General features: G+C 55.3%; 18 protein-coding genes. 3 read left to right on the top strand and 15 right to left on the bottom strand.

What is annotated here, in order from left to right; all coding sequences use genetic code 11:
- Positions 1–2 precede the first annotated feature (2 nt).
- The 8 genes from C4520_04595 to C4520_04630 all read right to left on the bottom strand — a co-directional run bounded on the left by C4520_04595 (position 3) and on the right by C4520_04630 (position 9,040).
- Complete coding sequence (locus C4520_04595) at positions 3–1,205, bottom strand: aminotransferase class I/II-fold pyridoxal phosphate-dependent enzyme (GenBank protein ID RJP24204.1); 1,203 nt, start codon at positions 1,203–1,205, stop codon at positions 3–5.
- A 26-nt stretch (positions 1,206–1,231) separates the two neighbouring features.
- Entirely contained in the window at positions 1,232–1,471 is a 240-nt protein-coding gene (locus tag C4520_04600; GenBank protein ID RJP24173.1) for a hypothetical protein, read from the bottom strand.
- A gap of 15 nt (positions 1,472–1,486) precedes the next feature.
- Positions 1,487–2,359, bottom strand: coding sequence for a lipoyl synthase (gene lipA / locus C4520_04605; GenBank protein ID RJP24174.1), 873 nt, complete (start codon positions 2,357–2,359; stop codon positions 1,487–1,489).
- Between the two features lie 92 nt (positions 2,360–2,451).
- Positions 2,452–3,312: a carbon-nitrogen hydrolase family protein gene (locus C4520_04610; protein ID RJP24175.1), complete on the bottom strand. Its 861-nt coding sequence runs from the start codon at positions 3,310–3,312 to the stop codon at positions 2,452–2,454.
- A 15-nt stretch (positions 3,313–3,327) separates the two neighbouring features.
- Complete coding sequence (locus C4520_04615; protein RJP24176.1) at positions 3,328–4,743, bottom strand: hypothetical protein; 1,416 nt, start codon at positions 4,741–4,743, stop codon at positions 3,328–3,330.
- 116 nt (positions 4,744–4,859) lie between these two features.
- Entirely contained in the window at positions 4,860–5,753 is an 894-nt protein-coding gene (locus C4520_04620; GenBank protein ID RJP24177.1) for a glycyl-radical enzyme activating protein, read from the bottom strand.
- Positions 5,754–5,932: 179 nt separating this feature from the next.
- On the bottom strand, positions 5,933–8,398 hold the full coding sequence (locus C4520_04625; GenBank protein ID RJP24178.1) for a glycyl radical protein: 2,466 nt from the start codon (positions 8,396–8,398) through the stop codon (positions 5,933–5,935).
- A gap of 12 nt (positions 8,399–8,410) precedes the next feature.
- Positions 8,411–9,040, bottom strand: a complete 630-nt coding sequence (locus C4520_04630; protein ID RJP24179.1) for a TetR/AcrR family transcriptional regulator — start codon at positions 9,038–9,040, stop codon at positions 8,411–8,413.
- A 331-nt stretch (positions 9,041–9,371) separates the two neighbouring features.
- Here C4520_04630 and C4520_04635 point away from each other — a divergent pair, with 331 nt between their 5' ends.
- From C4520_04635 to C4520_04645, 3 genes are all read left to right on the top strand, one after another.
- Positions 9,372–10,436: an NAD(P)-dependent oxidoreductase gene (locus C4520_04635; GenBank protein RJP24180.1), complete on the top strand. Its 1,065-nt coding sequence runs from the start codon at positions 9,372–9,374 to the stop codon at positions 10,434–10,436.
- 179 nt (positions 10,437–10,615) lie between these two features.
- Positions 10,616–12,640, top strand: a complete 2,025-nt coding sequence (locus C4520_04640) for a hypothetical protein (protein RJP24181.1) — start codon at positions 10,616–10,618, stop codon at positions 12,638–12,640.
- Positions 12,540–13,985 (top strand): hypothetical protein, encoded by a 1,446-nt coding sequence (locus C4520_04645; GenBank protein ID RJP24182.1) that lies wholly within the window; start codon positions 12,540–12,542, stop codon positions 13,983–13,985. Before C4520_04640 ends, C4520_04645 begins: the two co-directional genes overlap by 101 nt.
- An 11-nt stretch (positions 13,986–13,996) precedes the next feature.
- Here C4520_04645 and C4520_04650 read toward each other — a convergent pair whose 3' ends face one another.
- The 7 genes from C4520_04650 to C4520_04680 form a co-directional block, all read right to left on the bottom strand.
- Positions 13,997–14,860, bottom strand: coding sequence for a hypothetical protein (locus C4520_04650; GenBank protein RJP24183.1), 864 nt, complete (start codon positions 14,858–14,860; stop codon positions 13,997–13,999).
- 254 nt (positions 14,861–15,114) lie between these two features.
- Positions 15,115–15,732: a V-type ATP synthase subunit D gene (locus C4520_04655; GenBank protein RJP24184.1), complete on the bottom strand. Its 618-nt coding sequence runs from the start codon at positions 15,730–15,732 to the stop codon at positions 15,115–15,117.
- Positions 15,729–17,114, bottom strand: a complete 1,386-nt coding sequence (locus C4520_04660; protein ID RJP24185.1) for a V-type ATP synthase subunit B — start codon at positions 17,112–17,114, stop codon at positions 15,729–15,731. The genes C4520_04655 and C4520_04660 overlap by 4 nt, the downstream gene beginning before the upstream one ends.
- Position 17,115: 1 nt before the next feature.
- Complete coding sequence (locus C4520_04665) at positions 17,116–18,894, bottom strand: V-type ATP synthase subunit A (protein ID RJP24186.1); 1,779 nt, start codon at positions 18,892–18,894, stop codon at positions 17,116–17,118.
- A 113-nt stretch (positions 18,895–19,007) separates the two neighbouring features.
- Positions 19,008–19,316: a hypothetical protein gene (locus tag C4520_04670; GenBank protein RJP24187.1), complete on the bottom strand. Its 309-nt coding sequence runs from the start codon at positions 19,314–19,316 to the stop codon at positions 19,008–19,010.
- Positions 19,309–20,310 carry a hypothetical protein gene (locus tag C4520_04675; protein ID RJP24188.1) on the bottom strand — a complete coding sequence of 334 codons (1,002 nt, stop codon included), beginning with the start codon at positions 20,308–20,310 and terminating at the stop codon, positions 19,309–19,311. The genes C4520_04670 and C4520_04675 overlap by 8 nt, the downstream gene beginning before the upstream one ends.
- Entirely contained in the window at positions 20,303–20,911 is a 609-nt protein-coding gene (locus C4520_04680; GenBank protein ID RJP24189.1) for a hypothetical protein, read from the bottom strand. The genes C4520_04675 and C4520_04680 overlap by 8 nt, the downstream gene beginning before the upstream one ends.
- Positions 20,912–20,916: the final 5 nt, after the last annotated feature.

The following is a 20,916-nucleotide window of genomic DNA, read 5'->3' on the forward strand; positions in this document are numbered from 1 at the left end:
AATCAGTTCTTCCTTTCCCTTTTCGCCGGAGAAACGTCCGGTTTCTCCCCATTCATCTCCATCATCCTCTTGATTCCCCGCAAAGCCTGCCTGATGCGCCGCTCATTCTCCACGAGCGCAAGTCTCAGGTAGCCTTCACCGGCCGCTCCGAATCCAACGCCGGGCGAGGTCGCCACCTGGGCCTGTTCAAGCAGAAGCTCGGAAAACTTCATGGAACCAAGGGTCCGGAAACGGTCCGGAAGCGGAGCCCATACATACATCGTGGCCCTCGGGCGCGGCACATTCCAGCCCATCCCGTTCAAGCCGTTGACCAGGATATCGCGGCGCCGGCTGTAGGTGGAAACCGTTTCCTCGATGCACGACTGGTCCCCTTCAAGCGCAGCGATGGAGGCCACCTGAATCGGCGTGAAAATGCCGTAGTCGTAATAACTCTTGAGTTTTGCAAGCGCGGCTATGACATGTCTGTTTCCAACCGCGAACCCTACTCTCCATCCAGCCATGTTGTACGTCTTGGAGAGCGAATAAAATTCGATGCCCACCTCTTTTGCCCCCTTTGCCTGAAGGAGACTCGGGGCCCTGTAGCCGTCGAAGCAGATTTCACTGTATGCCAAGTCGTGGATAATCAGTATTTTTTCCCTCTTCGCGAACTCGACGACCTCCTCGAAAAATGCAAGGTCCACTACTTGTGCCGTGGGATTATTCGGATAACTCAAAATCAGAATCTTGGGCCGAGGATAGACCTCGTGCGCAACCTTTGAGAGATCGGGCAAAAAATTGCTTTCCGCGGTGAGCGGAACAGTATGCAGATGCCCGCCCGCTATCACGACGCTGAAATAATGAATCGGATAACTCGGACTCGGAACCAGCACAAGATCGCCTTCATCAAGAATCGCAAGAAAAAGATGACAGATGCCTTCTTTGGACCCGATAACGGCGATCGCCTCTGTTTCAGGATCGATATAGACTCCAAACCGCCGCTCATACCAATGTGCAATCGCCCGGCGCAAATGCGCGATTCCCTTCGAGGCCGAATATCGGTGTGCCTTGGGATCGCGGGCAACCTCGCACAGTTTATCGATCACATGATGCGGGGTCGGAATATCGGGATTCCCCATCCCCAGATCGATAATGTCCCTGCCGGCGTGGCGGGCATCGAGTTTTAACTGATTAATCCGTGCAAACATGTACGGAGGAATCCGCTCCATGTGCTTCGAGATATACTGCACTCCGGCTATTCCTCCTCAAGCAAGGCAAGCACCTCGCCGACCTTTATGACATCGCCTTCCTCTGCGAGAATTTCTGACAAAATCCCCCGGCGGGGTGATGGAACATTGAATGTTGCTTTATCAGTGGTCATCTCCACCAAGTCATCGCCTTCAGTGATCTCGTCACCCTCCTCGAAATGCCAACTGGAGACGATCGCTTCATCTCCGGCGCCATCGCCTAAATCGGGGAGCTTCACTTCAAACATCCGTAACCTCCGAAACTATTTGGAATTTGCCTCCTTTTGAACCGCTTTTGCGTTATACGAGCTTCGCACGAACGGCGCGGATGCGACCGCCCGAAAGCCCATACGCCTCGCTATCTCGCCATATCTCTCGAAATGCGAAGGCTCAAGAAACTCTACTACCGGAAGATGCTGTGGCGATGGACGAAGATATTGCCCGATCGTCAGAATGTCGCACCCGTGCTGTAACAGGTCCTTCATTACCTCCTCTACCTCTTCCGGCCTCTCGCCCAGGCCAACCATCAGGCCGGATTTTACCAGCATCTGCGGCTTCAATTCTTTTGCCGTTTTCAGGATGCGCAGCGATCTGCGATAGTCGGCCTGCGGCCGCACCTGCGGGTAGAGCGACCAAACCGTCTCGACGTTGTGGTTGAAAACGTCGGGACCGGCCTCAACGACAACCCGCACCGATTCCCTGCTTCCCTGAAAATCCGGGACGAGCACCTCAACCGTTGCTTCCGGCATCCTGGCGCGCAACTCTCTGATGACAGCAGCAAAGTGGGCGGCGCCGCCATCTGGAAGGTCGTCACGTGTCACCGAAGTTACAACCACATGAGAAAGCTTCATCTCACTCGCGGCAAGGGCAACCCGCTCCGGCTCCGATACATCCAGCGGCTCGGGAGCCCCCTTCTCGACAGCGCAAAATCGGCAAGAGCGCGTGCACGTATTCCCCAGTAGCATAAAAGTCGCTGTGCCCCGCGCAAAACACTCGCCGGTGTTCGGGCATTGGGCGCTCCTGCAGACCGTATTCAAGCGATGTCGCGCGAGGATGTCCCTCGTGCGATCGGCCTGAGGATGCGCCGGAAGCCGTTTCTTTATCCACGGCGGAAATTTTCTCTGTGGTTGCGGCATGTATAATTGGGGAGAAACAGCAGAATCTTCAACCGGATAACGGGTTAGTCTAGCATAGCAAAATAACGAAATGCAACCGAGGGGGCCACCTTTCACTTCTCCCGGCCCAACTCACGGTACAGCTCCGGCCGTCTCTCCTTCATCCAGTCCACCAGGGTGTCCTTCATTAAAGCTCGTTTGTCCAAATGGAGCGTGGCGGCGACAATACCCCACGGCTCGTTCCCTGTATATGCCTCCATCTTGCCGAGCGGGCCAATGATGCAACTCCTGCCGAAATGGTCCCTGCCGCCGTCTTCCCCCTCAATCTGTTCCCATCCAGCCTTGTTCACCGCGACAACAAAAACCTGGTTCTCCATGGCTCTCACCTGAAGTTCCGATTGGAATGCGTCGGCGCGAGCACCCCACGAACAGACAGGCACGAAAATGATCTCGGCGCCCTTCACCGTCAGGACGCGGAACGTCTCCGGGAACGAACGGTCGAAACAGATAAGAATACCCACCGTGAGTCCGTCAAGTTCGAAGACCGGGAGCCGGTCCCCGGGAGAAAAATAATATTTTTCGTCGCTGTTCATTATGGGCGACGACGATTTCGGAATATGCGTCTTCCGGTATTTCCCGACAAGTTCGCCTGTCTTGGAGAAGAGGACGGCGGTATTGTAATATGTTCCGTTTTCCTCCTCGAACAGAGTCGCGATGACATTGATTGCATGTCTCTTTGCCTGAGCGGCCATGATCTCCGTGGTCGGACCGGGAATCGACTCGGCGAATTGGAAATACGCGTCGTCGTACACCCTGCAGAAATAGGGGCCGGTCATCATTTCCGAAAAACAGACGATCTCGGGAGAATATTCTGCAACAGCGTGCTCCAGCCTCTCGACCGCTTTGTCCATATTGGCCGTGTAACTGCCCGGATACGGACCCATCTGGATAGCGGCAACAGTAATCGTCTTCATTTTCCCCCCCCTTTCTCAACGATAGGCAGGGAGTAACGCGGCCGCCGAAAATCTGCCGTAGCCGGATTGGCCGACAATCTCGCCGTCCTGCATGACAATCTGACCGCGAACCATGGTCAGAATCGGCCATCCCTTTATCTGCCAGCCGTCATAGGCGCAATACGAGTAGACGTCGTGCATCTTTGCAATCTCGATTTTCTGTTTTCGATTAAGATCAACAATAACTATATCAGCATCCGAACCGACTTGAATAGTTCCCTTCAGAGGATACAGCCCGAAAATCTTGGCCGGATTCTCGCAGCACACCTCGACCAGCCTCTCGAGGGAAATGCGGCCGGCGTTTACTCCGCGATCAAGCATCACCGGCAGCATTGTCTCCACGCCCGGCATCCCCGGCTTGGCCGTCCAGAATTCGCCCTTCTCCTCCGGTGAGAGCGGGCAATGATCGGAGCCGACACAATTAATTGTTCCCTCGTCAAGCTCCCGCCACAACTGCTCGCCGTCTTTCACGTCCCGAAGCGGCGGATTCACCTTCCCCCAAATTTTATCCGTGTCGAACCGCGTGAGCGAGAGATACTGAGGGCATGTCTCGGCCCATACTCTTACTCCCTCAGCGCGTGCGCGACGTATTAGATCGCCTCCTTCTCGAATGGAAACATGAACGATATACAGCGGACACCGTGTCATTTTCGCCAGATGCGTGACCGTGGCAATCCCCTGCGCTTCGCATTCGTTCGGACGGGCATCGTGCCAATGAATATCCGCCCCGCCGGACGCCTGCAGTTCCTCGCGCAATCGGAAAAAGATATCGGGGCTCTCGCAGTGAACCATTGCAATACCGCCCGCCCTGGCGATCTCCCGCATCCCGATGAAAATAAGGCCTTCATCAATATCGCCCACCCCTTGAATGGCTTCGGTCCCCTTGTACGGCAGCAGAAATTTGAAGGAGTTAATCCCGTTTTCGATTAGATCGCGGACTTCCCCGACCTGCTCCCGTTTGAAAATGATCGCGTGAAAGGAGCAATCGACATAAGCCGCAAATTCAAATATCTGCTTGAATACCTCATAAGCACCCGTGATTTTTTCCATCGAAGCGATAAAAGGGACGACTGTCGTGACGCCGCCGGCCGCGGCTGATCGAGTCAACAAACGGAACGACTCGTCGATCGGCGTGTCGAGGTAACGGAAATGCACGTGAGGGTCAACGAGGCCCGGCAGGAGATATTTACCTGAGGCATCGATGACGCGATCGGCCGATGAAAGAGCAGTTCCACGGCCTAGTGCCGCTATTTTGCCATCCTCTACAAGCACGCTCACCTGTGCTCGACCCCGGGGACTTACCAGTGTCCCCCCATCAATCCGAATCGTTTCGCTCATGTAACCCATCCTTTCGCCCGTCGGGATGCTGATTCTGGAAGGGAATACACACATGCGCAGGACTGTCAGGGCGGTCCCGCCTCGCGCAAATATAACACCCGAAGGGAGCGGCTGTCAACGGCTTGAACATGACGTATATTCGAGGGAATGGAACGGCAGGAAAGGGACGTTCAGGCGGTGCTTTGCCGAAGCAGTGTCATCGTTTCCGCTGACGGCGGCTCCACACCTTCAAGCTCGTACGCTTTCCCGAGTTGCTGATACTTCGGCTCGCCGAATCTGTGATATGCCAGCAGTTCGTGTTCGGCTGAAGGGGCAATTTGCTTGAGGAATCGGCGAATCTTGACGATATCTTCTACCGTGTCGTTGAAGCCGGGAACGACAGGCGTTCGCACGATCAGGTGTACGTGCGGGAACGTTCGCACAAATCTCTGGAAATTTTCGAGGATCAGCTCGTTGCTGGTCCGCGTCCACGTCCAATGTTTGTCGCCGTCCATCGACTTGATGTCGAAAAAAACCTGGTCGACGTGCCGACAAACGGCCTCAATATCCCTCCATGGGCAGTAACCGGATGTCTCAAGGGCGGTATCTAATCCCCGGCTGCGTGCTTTCTCCAGCAACTCGATCGCGAACGCAGCATGTGAAACCGGCTCGCCACCGCTGAAGGTGAGGCCGCCGCCCGACCTCGCATAAAAGGCGCTGTCCTGCTCGACAACACGGATGATTTCATCCGCGCTCATGCGCTTGCCCATCAATTCCAATGCCTTCGACGGACATGCCTCAACGCATTCGCCGCAGTTGTCACACAATACGCGATCGATCCGGGCCTTGCCCTCCTCATCCGCCCGGATTGCCTCATTCTTGCATGCGCGCATGCACAGGCCGCATTCCGCGGCGCCAATGCATTTCGCTCTCTTGTACGCAAGCTCCGGCCCGTAAGACTGTCCCTCCGGATTTGAGCACCACCTGCAGGATAGGGGACAGCCCTTGAAGAAAACAAGGGTGCGAATACCTTTCCCGTCGTGTAAGGAAAACTTCTGAATATTAAAGATGAGCCCCGTTTTCATCACGCTTCCTTCCCAAGACAGGTTACCCTCACGTTTCGCTTTTCGGATACCGTCCGGAGAACTCAGAAAAATTGGGGACTGACATTCCTCTCAAGTTGCATTCGAAGGCTGTCTGTCCCCAAGCTTCCCCTTAAAATCCAAAAAAACGAGACAAGGACACCGGTCCGCAAGCCTGTTCGCTAGAACGTGTGTTCGGTCCTCGTGATTATCTCATTCTGAAGCTGCGGAGTGAGGTCCACAAAGTAGGCGCTGTAGCCGGCAACTCGAACGAGCAGGTCGCGGTACTTCTCGGGATTCTTCTGTGCGGCAAGCAATGTCTTTCTGTTGATAATGTTGAATTGCAGGTGCCACAACTTGAGATCGCATGCGGTCCTGATGATCGACATCAGCTTCCTCGTGCCTTCCGATCCCGCAACCGCCGACGGGCTGATCTTCATGTTCAGCAAACGCGCGGCGCGCTCTTTATATGCCGCGCATCTGGTGTTGGCGATCGAGACCAGGCTCGCCGTCGGACCGTTCCGGTCCGACCCCTGCGCCGGACTCACGCCTTCGGATATCGGCTCGCCGGCTTTGCGCCCGTCGGGTGTTGCGCCGAGAACCGCTCCGAAAGGAACATGCGCCGTGATCGTGACGTACCGGATATCCAATTCGCCGCCAAAAGCCGTCTTGTGGCTGCGAGTAAGGTTGATGAACATCTCCTCGATGTCGTGCCCGATTGAGTCGACGTAGGGATCGTTATTGCCGTATTTGGGCGCGTTCAGGCACATCTGCCGAATTGCTTCTTTACCCTCGAAATTCGTGTCGACCGCATCCAACAATTCCGCCATGGTCAGCTTTTTGTCGTCGAACACCAGTTTCTTGATTGCCGCCAACGAATCCATCGCCGTTGCAAATCCGAGCGTATCAATGAAGCCGAGATACAGTGCGCCCGGGATCGGCCCCGAGTGCATATCGATGCATTCCTTCATGCACAGATCGTGAAGCATCGATGACATTGGCGCGGCTATGAACTGGCCCTTCAGCTTGTCGGCCACGTATTGTTGGGCGAACGTGTGCTTCATGATATGTTCCGCCTGCCGGCTGAATGCATGCCACAGTTCGTCGTAAGACGAAAAAGAACGCGCGTCCCCGGTTGAAACGCCGTATCGCTGGTCTCCGAACAACTTGACTCTGCCGTCGTTCAGCGTCATCTCGATGATGGCGCCGACATTGACCCAGGCACAGCCCGTGGTGACCCCATCGCGGTTCAGCATCTTCGTCTCCGTGCAGCCGGCGATACAATAATCGTTCGCCTCATCGACGGGTGCTCCCTTCGCCAGAAAGAGAGGGATGATTTCCTCGTCGAAGAACAGCTTTGGAAATCCTGTGCCCTCTTTGATGGTCTCGGCGACCGCGTGCAGGAACGGCTCCGGCGTCCGCGAATGAATTCGTACGGCAAGATCGGGATAATTCAGCGGGAATTCGCGCTTGGATTGCAGCATGAGATACGACAGCTCGTTGGTAGCGTCTTTGCCGTCCGTGTTCACGCCGCCGAGTGTCGTTGCCTCCCAGTGAGCATAGCCGTCGGTATACGAGAATGTGCCCGGGGTGGCATAAATTTCCACATTGCGCGCCATTCCGAGCCACAGGCACTCGAGAAGTTCCATCGCCTGATCCTTCGTCAGACGGCCCTCCTCGATGTCCTTCTCGTAGTAGGGATACAGGTACTGGTCGATGCGGCCATTGCCGACCGTTCCGCCGATACGCTGCTCCAGCCGCGAAACCGTCTGGATCAGCCACTGCGATTGCACCGCCTCGCGAAATGTGCGTGCCGGATTCTCCGGAACCCATTCGCACACCTCGGCAATTTCCAAAAGTTCCGATTTCCTGATTTTGTTCTTTTCCGCCTTCGCCATCTCGCGGGCCAGCTTCGCATAACGATGAGCGAAATTGACGATGGCGTCGCACGTCATGATGACCGCCTGCAAAAACGGGATCTTCTCGACCAAGTTTTTCGGATCGACCGGATCGAGTGAAGAAAGCCGCAACTCGGCCTCCTGCTTGACCCCCCTGATCCCGCGCGTGAGCGCTTTCTCGTAATCGTGATTCCATGCCAGACAGGAGCGGGCGGTCGCCGTCGCCGTGATGATGCAGTACAACTCCACGATTCGCCTCGTCTCTTCCGGGAGCGCATTGATGTATGCGGAATGATAATGCTTCTTCTCCCAGTACGGCTTGAGCTCTTCGTTGATGATCCGCACGTCGTCTTCCGTGATCATCAGCGAGTCGCCCGGCTGACTCGGCTGAGCCTCCTGCGCAAAGAAACGCTCTTCGAGTTCCGGGAAAAAGACGGCATATCGGCCGGGCGGACCGGCGGCGCCGACAATCAGATCATGCTCCTCGATGTGGATCGGCATGTTGTTCAGAATGTGGGCCATCGCCTTGCCCCACCTCAGAATGGTCGGCTGACCCTCGGTCTGGCTGAACGATTCGGTCAACAGGCGCGCCCGCTCCAGATTCATGCGGATCGGCTTGTCGCGAAAGCCCTCGAGCATCTTGTGAATCCGAAACCGCTTCTTCTGGGCCTCAACGTTCACCAGCCCGATCTTCTGACCGCTTTGTATCCTTTCTTCCTGGGGTGATAAAATCTCCGCTCCTCGTGCCATGATTCCGCCTCCTCATTGGGAATTCGTATTCTTTACGTACTCGAAATACATTTCCAGAGATTTATCCAAATGCTCGTCGAGCGTGACATCAAACTCTCCGCCATAGTACTCGTGCAAAAGCATCATACCCATGATCTGCGCGAAAAACAGGTTGGATGCATCCTTCGCCCGCAAGTTCCGAACCTCCGCTCGCTCGGCGCCCTCACGGTAAAAATCGCGGAATACATTTTCCAACTCGCGCCGTTTTGCGTTGAGCCGCGCCCTCAACTCCGGCGATAGGCGGGGCTCCACCTGATGGCGTTGAATGAAGTACAGCTCGAAGAAGTTCGGCTTCAACTTGATCATCAACCGCAGTTCTTCAAGAAATGTACGTATCTTGCCTATGGTGTGGCTGGATTTGGTGACAGCCTCCGCAACTCGCTCGGTCAAAAGGTCGGTGTAGCGCATCAGGATGTTAACATAAATCTGCTCTTTGCTGCTGAAATATTGATAGATGGAGGTGCGGCTGAAATCGGCCGCCTCCGCAATATCATTGATGGAGGTATCAGCATACCCCTTCTCCACGAACAATCGCTCGGCAGCATTCAGGATCAAATCCATCCTCGCTTGCCGTTCTTGTAAGATTCTGACTCGTCCGGTCATTTCAGACTTTCTGACATGGTGTCACAATACCGTCATGCCGTCATTTTACCACGAGATCAGCCGCCTGTCAACAGTTAAATCATACGTTTGGCTCGATTCCTGACCCCTTTTCTCACCTGAACAGATGAGCCATGCCGCTGATTAACCGTTCGTTCAGGCGAGCGCGCTCCAGGCTTCCCCTACACCAGACCCGCACGAAATGATTCCCCCCTTCTCAAATGGCTGTTCCAGGGCTTGCTTCCAAAAAACGAGGGACGATTCCTGATTCTGGCTTTGTTCTTGCATATTCTGGACGGGTGCGGCATAATTAACACAGTTTTTTGCTGACAAAGTGAAGAAGAGGGGTTCGATTTTGTTCGCCTTGATTACCGGAGCATGCGGGCTGCTCGGCCGACGCCTCGCGGAGGAACTGATCGCCCGGGGTCACAACGTGCGGGTGATCGACCTGAACGATTTTGCAGGCGTAGGGCGAGCTGGTTTCATCGGCAGGGATGCCCAGCCGACTGGCGAATCTGGAGTAGAATTCATGAGGGGTGACGTACGCAATGCCCAGACCGCTCGCGCGGCCTGCAAAGGAGTGGATGTAGTGTTCCATCTCGCCGCGCTGCTGCCCCAATCGAAGGCTTCTGCGGAAAACATGTATTCGATCAACGTGCGCGGCACTGAGACAATGCTGATGGCTTCGGTTGCAGAGTCTGTTCGGCGGTTCATATATTCTTCCTCGGTTGAAGTCTACGGAGTTCCCGACCGGGTGCCGGTAACCGAAGATGCCCCGAAGAAGCTGCTGGGTCCATACAGCCGCACAAAACTGGACTGCGAAGAAATGTGCGCTCGTCATTCGGCCGATTTCGGCATCGAAACAGTCGCGCTGCGCATGCCGATGATTTTGGGTCCCGGCTATTATCACGAGAGGTTCTTTACGAAGATGTTTGATGACCTCGGCCGCGGGCGCACGGTGCGCATCATCGGCGATGGCTCAAACCGGTACCAGGCGGTAGCCTCCTCGGACGTAGTGGAAGCATGCCTTTTGGCGGCGGAGGAGCCGGCGGCGGCGGGTGAGGTTTTCAATATCTGCTCGGATCCCGACCGAGTGCTCCCCGTGCGCGATACGATCTTTCGGCTGGTCGAGCGAACCGGCTCGCGATCCAAGGTGAGCCACGTCAATAAGATGTTGGCCCGAGCCGCAATCAAGCTGACCTCGGCCATCGGCCGGCCGTTGCTGCTGGATGAATATCACGAGGTTGCCTTTGCCGATTACGTTTTCGACATCACGAAAGCCCGCCAATTAATCGGTTATTCTCCGCAGAAGGACGATGTCCAGGCAATGGTAGAGACCGTCTTGTGGTACTGGGAAACAAATGGCATAGCTCACTCCCCGGCCCTTCTAACGGAATAGCCCATCCTGCCAACTCAATAAGACCCGCCGTCTGCAAATACTGAGCGCGCCTCTTGTTGACAGTAATCTCTTTTCGGATATAAGATTTTAGGTATGGTTCTGCAAACACATGCCTTGCGCACCAATCTATCCCTGCCGTTGAACAGGAGGCAGGGCTCCTCTTGAGACATTCTCTTGCTGTGCAACTTCGCGAACGGCTGGATATCCTGCGCAATGCCCGTCAAATTCTCCCGAGTGCGGCCGTTGCCGTTCTTTTCCTCGCAATTTTTTCCCTGACGTACCGGCACCTCATATTTCAGGCGTACGGACAGGGTTTTGTGCTTCAGGAACTTGCTCCGCTCATGAATGCCGCGGTCGGCGCGGGCGGAGAATTGAGTTCATGGGGCAGATACAACGTGACAGCTTCCATCGTCGCCGTCATTTTCTGCTGCCTGACCGTTGCCGCGGGGATTGTTGCCCGGTCGAATGTTGCTTTGCGGAACAATCTGTGGCTCTTTCTGATCGCCATCGGCTTTTCTTTCATGCTTCTGCCGGCGCTCACTGAAAGTCTCTTTGTATACATTGCGGTGATTCCCGCGGTTATTATTTTGGGGTGGATCGGCCAGCGTAATTGCGGCGCCAGCCAAACGGTTTCAATGGGCGGATCGGCGAGGGCAGTATTGGTTTCCATCCTCGCAGTTGGGCTGCTTGTTCGTCTCTACCAGCTTGATGTTTTCCCTACGCGCTATACGATCGATGAACAGCTCTTCGCGAGGGCGGCGCTGGAAATAGGGGATGACCCCGCCGCATTTTTTTCGCAACCGCACTATTCAAAACCGTACCTGATAAAAATCTTAGCCATTCGTCTTGCATTCTGGCTGGCAGGGGTTGGCCTGTTTCAGCATCGCAGCGTCTCGGCGGTTGAAGGAACGCTCAGTATCCTGCTGCTCTATTTTCTCGTGCGGCAGACGTGGGGAAATCGTGCCGCAGTCTTTGCCGCATTTCTGTTGGCCGTCGACCCATGGCATATCGGGTATAGCAAGTTCGGGGTACACGAGATCGAGGGTCCTCTCTTCCTGATCCTCCTGTTCTTTTTCGTTTTTCGCGCCGCTCAGAACGGCGGCCGGAAGAATTTTGCCGTGCTCGGACTGCTTACCGGCGCGACCCTCTATCTGTATCTGGCTAATGCGGTGATGGCGCCATTCGCATTTGCCGCAGCCCTCGGCGGCAGTATCCTTTTGAGGAAAGTGAACTGGACAATTTTGGCTGGCGAGGCGGCCTCAATGACGGCTGCTTTCCTTCTGGTGCTGACGCCGCATCTGACGTTCGGGCGAGAAAACGTCCAGCAGCTCTTATCGATTTATTCTTCATCAAGCAACTTCATTGTTGCCGCACAATATCATGGCATGACTCCGGTCTCTTTGCTCTTGGCGAATCTGTGGAGCGGTGTTGAGACCCTCTTTCAATGGGTGCGCGACCCGGGACATCCCGCTCCTGTTTTCCGGCCGAACCCCATCGTGAGCGGACTGGCTCTTCTGGGTGTCGGCATCCTCATTGCCCGGAAGAATGGGAAGGATCTCTTGATCCTCCTCTGGATTCCCGTGGCCTTCTTGCCCGCCGCCGTCGGTTTTGGGTTTGAGGAGAGGCGGTTGTTTGCGACGCTGGTGCCAATCCCTGCGATGCTCGCCGGAATCGTGCTGGCCCATCTGTGGGAAAGCGGCAAGATCTCCCATTTCCACTTCAGTGCCTCGATTTCCAAGGTTTTCGTGCTCCTTCTCCTCTGCGGAGTCCTTTTCAGCGGCATGTTCATTACTTTCGTCGACACCGATTCGTCGTTCGGGAGATCCGCTCAACCAAGAAAAGCGGCTGAATTCATCCGTTCATTGCCTCCGTCACATTCGATAATCATTTCTAGTCGGATAAAGGAATCGCCGTTCCTCATCTATCTTATGAATTACGATAAAATAGACCGGCGCGGCGCTGAAAGGACTCATAGTTTTGCCGACATCGAAGAATTGCTGCCGCAATCTCGCAACCTGGCGGCGACAAGACAACTGGTCCTACTGCTTGATCCCGGCGTGCGCGAGCAGGAACTGCTCGATCAGATTCAGCAACTGAATCCTTATGTTAAAATCATTAAATCAAGAGATTTCTGGGCTTGCATCATTGATGACGCCGCGCCCGGAGTCGGCCGAGAAGGGGGGAGCCATGAAACCGCTCAATGATCCAAAAATTCCAGCCAGGATCGTTATCATCGGGGGCGGCAGCTATAACTGGGCCCCGACAATCGTTAACGATATCTTGTTGACACCCTCGCTGAACGGCAGCACCATCATCTTGGAAGACATCTCACCCGAACCGCTGAAAATCATCGGCGAGCTCAGCAGGAAAATGATTGCGGATAAGGGATCTGATTGCAGGATCCGGACTACTACGGACGAAGCCGAGGCGCTTCAGGATGCCGACTTTGTTATCGTCACCATTTCCACCGGCGGTTTCGAAACGATGGCGAATGACCTGGAGATTCCAGCCCGGTACGGCGTGAATCAGACGGTGGGGGACACGGTGGGGCCGGGCGGACTGGCGCGCGCGCTGCGCAGTATCCCTGTGCTGGTGAATATCGCGAAGCACATGGAGAAGCAGTGCCCGCGGGCATGGCTGATCAACATTACGAATCCAATGTCCACGCTCTGTCTCGCAATTAAAAAAACGACTAAAATCAAAACAATCGGATTATGTCATGAATTGCAGGGGGTGCTCTTCATCGTGAAAAGCATGGTGGGCCTGCCGGAGACTACGAAGCTTGATTTTACAGTCGCCGGAGTCAATCATTTTATCTGGCTGTTGAGGTTGTCGATGAATGGGCGGGATGGATTCCAAATGCTCCGGCAATGGTCCAAAAATCCAACCCCGTTTCGCGTGCACGACCAGGACGTGAAGGAGATGTTTGCGCCCTCCACAATCGATCACGCGAAATTGAAGATAGAGCTGTTCAAACAGCTCGGATATCTACCAGCCGCCGGTGACCGGCATATTGTTGAATTCTTTGAAGGCTACCTCAAGGACGTCGCGCAGACGGAGTTCAGATATCAGATCAAACCCACTTCCATAAAGGAACGCGGCGAATCCTGGCTTGCCGCGATGCGGGCGTATGTGCACGGGATGCTCGAGGGTAATTTCCCGCTGCCACACGAGAAATCAACTGAAACGATATCCGAAATACTGGCGGCCCTTGCGGGCGGAATCAATCCGATCATCGACGTCGTCAATCTGCCGAATACCGGCCAAATCAAAAATCTGCCGAACGACTGCGTCGTGGAAACGCTCGGCACGATATCACTCAATTCCGCGGAGCCATGCGAACCAATCGGGCTGCCCGGGCCGATTTGCGACCTCATCCTGCCGCATGCAGAAAATCAGTCCCTGATAGTACAGGCGGCGCTTGGGGGTGACCGGTCGGCCGCGCTCGAATATCTGCGGCGCGATCCCTTGAGCCGCAACTCGAGCAACCCAAAGAAAATGCTCGACGACCTGCTCCTGGCACATCGGCGATATCTGCCGCAGTTCTAAATAGCGAAATCCTACTCGCTCACGCCGGCGCCAACAGCACCGTATGTAATACCGCCTACCGTCGCGGTCTCCAGCCTCATTCCCAAGGTGTAGGTAAGAGTTGACATTCCGTCAGCTGTTGCCCAAATGACGGTCAGAACGCGTTTTACTCCCCCCGCTCCTTTCGCCCACCAGTCCTCGTATATGGTGGTTTTCGTTCCGCCTCCCCATGTTTCGGTCAACGTGTTTATCCGATTGGTCCGCAAACAATCGGTGAACGTGCCGGCGGGAACGCTTACGTCTTCCAAAAGATTTCCGGTAAAGCTGTAATAGCCGGTCAAATTACCGGTCTGCACTCCGCCGGAATCCCTAAGGGGCAGGTTCTCATACGGAGCTTGTGAAGAAAAACCCAGGTAAAGCTGCGGCGGGCTCATCATCAGCGGAGGACAATAAGTAACGCTTTGTCCGGAGGAGTCGGCTGTTTTCGCATACCACCAGCCGGAGCCGTCATTTATATACCAGTCCGTAACCCCGTTCGACCATTCCTTCCGCATGCAAGTCAACCCGCAGATTTGCTCCGTACCGGTGATGGTCGCTGTAAGAGTGCCGCCGTCCGAGCAGCTATACGTCCAACTGTCGCCGACATGGAGAGGAAAATATTCTGCGGTCGCAAACGTGGGGGTTTTCAGTCCATAGCCGGTCGGAGCGAAAACGTTCTCCGCCGCGTTCCACTGGAAAGTCCCCCAATAAAACTTCGAGCCCAGTAAGCCGTTGTGCAGGATGAACTGATTCGGCGCGATAACTTCCATCCCCGCACTCGTAAGATCAAGCGGCACCGCATGCACCGAAGCGGTCAATAACAGCGTGAACACTAAGAAAAGCAACTGCCTTCTCATCACAACGCCCTCCTTCACTCCCAATAGTTGTCGCGCCGGGCAAGAGAAAAACGGAACACTCGACAGGTCTTTTTCATCATCAGGAACGAAAACAATATCTTTCCCCGCCGCCGGCGATTGTTCCTCTTGCTCAGGAATATTATTCTTGTGTAAAAAGCGGAGGGATAGAAGAATTTATATCACAGAAGAAATATTTAGTCAATAGGCTAAATGCGAATAGAATCAGGGAGGGTCTCTGCAACAAAACGGTCGCCTTAGTGCTTCCGGACGATATCTTTGACTTTCATGAGGCGGGTGATGTTGCCGCGCTCGAGCTCGCTCAGCTTGTTGCTGATGTACTTGATGGTCTCCTGGAGAGAGGGGATGAGGATATGTTCGAGCGCATTCACGCGGCGGCGCGTGCGTTCAAGTTCGTCAGCGAGCATGGATACGTGTTTTTCGGTCTGCGCCATTCCGATCATGCGCGGCAGCAGAGCTTCGAGCGATGTCAGCGATCTGTCGAGGTCGCCGGTGATGTCAAGAAAGCTGTATCCACATTCTCCTCGCGATTCGACTTGAAAATGAGGCACGCGCAGGTTCATGATTGGCTCAATCCTGCTCTTGAGCGTGATTTCATTTTGGGTGAATCTGAGCGCTTCCTCCATCTCAGGCTGCAGGACTTCGAGCCGGGCGTGAAAGAAAGAACGCATCGCTCTCTGGAGTTCTTCCTCGACTTGTTCGCGCTGCTTGCGGGCGTCTCCAACCAGCACCATGAACCGGCGCATCAGTTCTTCCTGCTTATCCTTGAGCAGCTTATGGCCGCGCCGGGCAAGCTGGAGCCTGCGTCGCAGCTTGAGCAGTTCCATGCGGTTGGGGTTGACCCTGAGAATCATTGAGCCTCGACCTTTTGCGGGTAGTACTTGTCGATGTATTCCTGTCGAATTCTTTTGAGTTCGCTCTTCGGCAGCAGCGTAAGCAGGTTCCAGCCGATGGCGATGGTTTCCTCGATGGTCCTGTTCTCGTCGCCGCCCTGCCTGACGAATTCATCCTCGAACACATCGGCGAACTTGAAGAATGCCTTGTCTTCCGGCGTGAGAGCGGCCTCGCCAAGGATTACCGCAAGTTCCTGCACTTCTTTTCCGCGCGCGTATGCGGCGAAGAGCTGATTCGAAACGTCAGCATGATCTTCGCGCGTCTTGCCTCTGCCGATGCCCTTGTCGCGCAGGCGCGAGAGAGAGGGCAGCACATTGATTGGCGGATAGATGCCCCTTCGATGCAGGACGCGATCGAGGATGATCTGCCCTTCGGTTATGTAGCCGGTCAGGTCCGGGATCGGGTGCGTCTTATCGTCTTCCGGCATCGAAATGACCGGTATCTGCGTGATCGAGCCGGTACTCTGTTTGAGGCGGCCTGCCCGCTCGTATATGGTGGATAAGTCGGTGTACAGGTAGCCGGGATAGCCGCGCCGGCCGGGCACCTCCTTGCGCGCCGCGGATATCTCGCGCAGAGCTTCGCAGTAGTTGGTCATATCCGTAAGGATTACGAGCACGTGCATTTTCAGGTCGAACGCGAGATACTCGGCCGCCGTCAAAGCCATTCGCGGCGTCGAGATGCGCTCGATGGCCGGGTCGTCGGCAAGATTGACGAACAGGACCGCGCGATCGATGGCGCCCGTGCGCTTGAAGTCGGAGATGAAGTAGTCGGATTCCTCGAAGGTGATTCCCATCGCGCCGAACACGACTGCGAAGTGCTCCTCGGTTCCTCGCACGGTCGCCTGGCGTGCGATCTGCGCCGCCAGCTCGGCATGGGGAAGTCCGAAACCGGAGAAAATCGGCAGCTTTTGCCCGCGCACCAGCGTGTTGAGGCCATCGATGGCCGAGATGCCGGTCTGGATGAATTCCGATGGATATGCGCGCGCATACGGATTGATTGGATTCCCGTTGATGTTGACACGTCTTTCGGGGATGATCGCCGGGCCGTCGTCGATCGGCCTGCCCATTCCGTCGAACACGCGCCCGAGCAAGTCGGGGGAGAGTCCAAGTTCCAGTCCACGCCCCAGGAAACGTACCTTCGAGTCGTGGATGTTGATGCCGCTCGCGCCCTCGAACAGTTGAACAAGCGCGGTATCGCCGGCCACTTCAAGCGTTTTCCCGCGACGGATCTCACCGCCGGGCATTTCGAGCTCCACCAACTCGTCATATTTCACGCCCGTGGTCTCGCCCACCAGAACCAGCGGGCCAACAATTTCGCGTATCGTTCGGTACTCTATTACCATCTTATCCCTCTTGCTCGGTTCGTTTCGTCAAAGATTGTATCTGCTCTCCAATCCTGCCGCCGAGTTCGTCGAGTCTGGCGAGTTCGGTCTCGGTCGTATAACGCATGCGGCCGATTTCTTCCTTCACCGGCAAACCGGCGATCTCTTCGATGGCGGCTCCCTGCTCGATGGCCTCGTCGGCCGCATGGTGGAACCGGATTATGTTCTTCAGCATTTTATATTGTTTCGAAAACGACGCATAACTGTCAATCTCGTGGAATGCATTCTGGTGGAGGAAATCTTCACGGATCGAGCGTGCCGTCTCGAGCACAAGGCGGTCGGACGGCGAGAGAGCATCCACGCCCACGAGTCTCGCGATCTCCTTCAGATCCGATTCCTTCTGCAGGAGCGACATCGAATCCAATCGCAGATTCGTCCAGTCCTGCGCAACCTCCTTTTCGAAGAACCCGCGCATATTCTCATGATAGAGAGAATAACTGGTGAGCCAATTAATTGCCGGAAAATGGCGCTCGTACGCGAGCTTGTCTTCGAGACTCCAGAACACCTTCACCACTTTCAAAGTAGCCTGCACGACCGGATCGGAGAGGTCTCCGCCCGGCGGGGAGACGGCGCCGATGGCGCTGATGGCCCCATGGCGAGCGTTGGAGCCAAGGCAGACGACGCGGCCGGCTCGCTCATAATATTCCGCTATCCGGGTCGGCAGGTAAGCGGGATAGCCTTCCTCGCCGGGCATCTCTTCGAGGCGGCCGGACATTTCCCGCAGCGCTTCGGCCCAGCGGGAAGTCGAATCCGCCATGATCGCAACGCTGTACCCCATGTCGCGGAAGTATTCCGCCATCGTGATGCCGGTATACATCGATGCCTCGCGCGCGGCCACCGGCATGTTCGAAGTATTCGCCACCAGCACCGTCCGCTTCATCAGCGGCTCGCCCGAGCGCGGATCCTTCAGCTCCGGGAACTCCAGAAGCACGTCGGTCATCTCGTTGCCGCGCTCGCCGCATCCGACGAAAATGACGATCTCGGCATCGGCCCACTTCGCAAGCTGGTGTTGCACGACCGTCTTGCCGGCGCCGAACGGGCCGGGCACGCACGCGGTGCCTCCTTTGCCGATAGGGAAGAAGGCATCGATGACGCGCTGCCCCGTGATCAGCGGGATATTCGGCATCAACTTTTCCTTGTATGGCCGCGGCGAACGGACCGGCCAACGCTGCATCATCGTCAGTTGATGGGTCTTTCCATTAACCTTCAGCTCGGCCACCACATCGGTGATGGTGAACTGTCCGCTTTCGATAGCCGAAACCTCGCCTTTCAGGCCTGGCGGGACCATGATTCGGTGCTCGACCAAGGTGGTTTCCTGAACCGTGCCGATGATGTCGCCGGCCGACACCGTTTGTCCTACCGTGACGGCTGCCTTGAAATCCCATTTCTTGTCGCGGTCGAGTCCCGGCACGGAGATCCCGCGCGTGATCAGGCTACCGGCCAGGGACATGATCTTGTCGAGTGGACGCTGAATGCCGTCGTAAATCGACTCGATCATTCCCGGCCCGAGCTCGACGCTCAACGCCTGTCCGGTCGTTTCGACGGGTTCGCCCGGCCCGAGCCCCTGCGTATCCTCATAAACCTGAATAGAAGCCCTGTCTCCGCGGAGTTCGATGATTTCGCCGACCAGATTCTTCTCGCTCACGTGCACGACGTCGTACATCTTCGCGTTGGACATTCCCTCGGCGATCACGAGCGGACCGGAAACCTTAATGATTGTTCCCTTGGCTGTTTGCTTCATCCCGATTCCTCCACCTCTATGAGGAAATTCATTTCTTCTTCCATGTCCTGCAAGATCAAAATCCGTCTATAAACGCCCCCAAAAATCAATACCTACAGGATTAACCCTTTCCCTTACATTAATTCAGAACCCATAGCCTTTCTGACGGATGTGCGAATCATTTGGGCGGCGACGCCCCGGCTTCCGGTAACTGCGGGAATAACGGCGAACGTTGGGATCGCTTTTTCCGTGAATTCATCTATTCGCTCTCTTGTCGCCTCATATACGTCTTCTGTGACGAATATAATTCGAAACGGTTTCTGTGAAACCTCGGTAACAAGGCGCATGGGCGAGGCGTGCTCATCGGAAAAGAATACATCGGCTCCGAGCGCGGCAAACGCCCAAATCGAATCGCGCGGCCCTATGAAAGCTATCTCAGACATACAGGAACCTCACGCGTTCCTCGATTTCATTTCGCGCCATTCCAATCATCTTGCTCTTTATCACGGTGCGAAGAAACTTCCCGTCTGATTCTTTCCTCAAAAGGTAATAGATCAGGGGAGCGATGCTGAAAAGCGCGTTGCGCATCTGATAAAACCGGTTGAGGAAATAATTATCGATGGCGAGCTCGAGTCGCCAGAATGATCTGTCTTCCGGCCACCTGCTGAGGCCTTCGGACAGCACCCTCCGATCCTCGCTTCCCCTGTCCAGGTGCGTGAGGAACATGCTGATCTGCTCGTCGAGGGAGTGGAGGAAAAAGTCAATAGTGTAGCTCCCGCCAGGAATGAAGGATGCGTTTAGAACGTCCCGATCCTCTGCAAATTCTTTTATCCGAATAAATGTCTTGATATTGACAAAATCGATATGCTTCCGGAACAGATCGATTACGATCTCATTCCCGACTTCTCGAGCCCGCTCGATGAGATGCATCCACATCGCGCGGTCGCAGATACGGCTGATCTCCTCCAGCTTCTGCGTCTTCTCATATGCGGCCACCGCTTGAAGTGCCGTGTCGCGGATGTAATCGGGTACAAAACGGTATGCATTCTCGCTGACCGTGGCTGAAAGCTTTTCAAGAGCATACGTCCCGAGGTCGATGATCGATCCGTTGGCGGGAACTTCCAACAGATGCGCTTTCAGCAGCGCCTTGAGATTGTGGAAATCATACCGCTTGCGCAGCAGTTCGATCACTTCTTTTTCCGGGCAGATGTGGTGGAGCAGGTCGTACGTTTTTCCCAGCTCGATGATCAGCCCGCGATCGAAGTCGGCCGGATCCTCGATACTCGCGAAGCTTTGAGCATAATCCGTTTCGCTCAGCATTCTTAGTATCTCGCGCGGCTCTGCCGCGAGCACTCTTGACGCGAAAGCTTTGTCGATCAACCTGGTGCTGAGAACGCTGATTCGCGCAACTGCATATGTGTACCGGTAGTCATCCATGCTGTTTGGTTTCACCGAACAAAACCCGCGCCACCTGAGGCTCCAGCATGTCGCGGTTTGACTCGATCAGGCTTGAGAGCGTCAAATTGGTCTCCCGATTGCCTTCCCGCAATACGCATCCGCCGGAAAAAGCGCCTGCCTCTGCGCTCAGCCGCAGATGCCCTCGCTCAGGGCCCAACGCATCATTCAAACTCCTGAGAAATGCTGCGGTAAAAAGATCCTTCTCTCGTTCAGCGGGAACAATTTCCTCATTTCCCGATTCGACTGCGTTAAGGATCAGCGGCTTCAGGAACGCCAGATACTCCTCGGGTGGGAGGTTCAGAATTTTCTTCCTCGCCTCTTCAATGCTCTCATCCACTAGCCGCTTCTTCACTGCGAGGATTTCCTTGCGCTGATCGAGTCCGGCCAGAATCCTTATTCTCTCAGCATGACTTTTTGCCCGCCGCTCGGCCTCTCGCATCAGCGTTGCTTTCAGGTCATCGGCCTCTCGGCGCGCTTTTTCCCTGATCGATTGCGCCTCCGCACGAGCGAGCGACAACAGAGAATCGGCTTCGGCGCGCGCCTCCTCATTGATTTTCTTAAGAATATCTTCCAGTGCCATGATTG

Source organism: Candidatus Abyssobacteria bacterium SURF_5 (assembly GCA_003598085.1).
Classification (GTDB): domain Bacteria; phylum Abyssobacteria; class SURF-5; order SURF-5; family SURF-5; genus SURF-5.